The 1,275-nt window shown below is 39.0% G+C and carries 2 pseudogenes; both read right to left on the reverse strand.

Annotated features, from left to right (window positions below):
- Positions 1-648 (reverse strand): annotated as a pseudogene (locus R7035_RS25465) (peptidase S41); the annotation flags it as partial.
- A 294-nt stretch (positions 649-942) separates the two neighbouring features.
- Positions 943-1,275: pseudogene (locus R7035_RS25470) on the reverse strand (transcriptional regulator); the annotation flags it as partial.

A 1,275-nucleotide genomic window follows, 5' to 3' on the forward strand; every position in this document is an offset into this window, starting at 1 on the left:
TGGACTAAATAGCGTGGTATTAATCGTGTTAATTTCTGCGTTGTTTGAAGTATTAACCACATCGATTGAGCCAATCTTTATTAACTTATCTCCACGAACAATACCATTTAACGCAGCTGGAGAGTTGTCTTCCGTATAAGAAATACGACCGTCTCGAGGCTCTGTCGATTGAATGAACGACCAATTAAATCCAAACCCAGCAACCAATCCCGATTGTGAGGATTTCATTTCATCTTCATAAGGAATAGCGAAGTGAAAGCGATCTTTCGTTTTTCCAGTTGCAGTTGTTTCAGAAGTCACGAGTGAGTGGAAATAAGCAATGACACTGCTGTAAAAGCTTGGGTTTCTATCCGGTACTTCATCGTACCAAAGGTAGGTTTCATTGGTAAAAGCACGTAAAAAGAGTTTTTCTTGCAACGCTGAACCTGCTTTGTCTGGGTATGGTTGGTAACCCGCGTACGGATCTAAGCCCGTTCTTGGCGTTTCACATCGGTTGGCAAATTCGTTAGAGGTTTTACTGTAATCGCCTTGCGTCCATGCCGAATTGGTTGACGTATTAATGGATGGAGAAGCGCCGTCGCCACCACCGCCACAGCCTTGTAATAACGCTAGAGTAACTGCCGTTGCAATAGAATACTGAAATTTCATATTTGTATGTCTCTACAAGTGATGATTTTATAATTATTTAATCTGCTTATTTTTATTTCCTTAGCATTGATGAATGTATAAATTTCAACTGTTTATGCGCAAATTTATATTTAAATATTGTGATAGGTTTAACGGAAGGTAGGTTAGTGTTTTAGCAGTATATTTATATGTGGATATTTAAATGACGTGTTTTAACAGAATTTAATGTCAATTAAATGGGTTGGTTTGACCAAGTATACTGACTTGTTCAATTTATTTTAAATCTGGAATTAATACTGGTATGTGCGATTTAATTTAAACACGTTGATTGAGCTGAGAAACATACTTTAATAAATCCCCATCAATATTAGGTAATCCGTCAGAGAAAAATATTTGTGTCCCTGGAGTGCAACGCATTAAAACGTTAGTTAACTCGCCATCTTGGTTGGAGGTATTGAGCGCATTGAACTTGACCAGCTTATTGTAAACATCATCTTCTAACTGCAATCGCTGCGCTTCGGTCAGACGAATACGGCCAATACAAATACCGGGGCTGACTTCATGCGAAAGCGATTCTTTCTGAAAACGTTCACGAAATAGAGAGTCGAGATCTGAGCCTTCTTCCATCAAAAATCGGCGGCCGGAACG

The sequence above is a fragment of the Vibrio sp. 1731 genome (assembly GCF_033339955.1).
In the GTDB taxonomy this organism is placed as follows: Bacteria; Pseudomonadota; Gammaproteobacteria; order Enterobacterales; family Vibrionaceae; genus Vibrio; species Vibrio alginolyticus.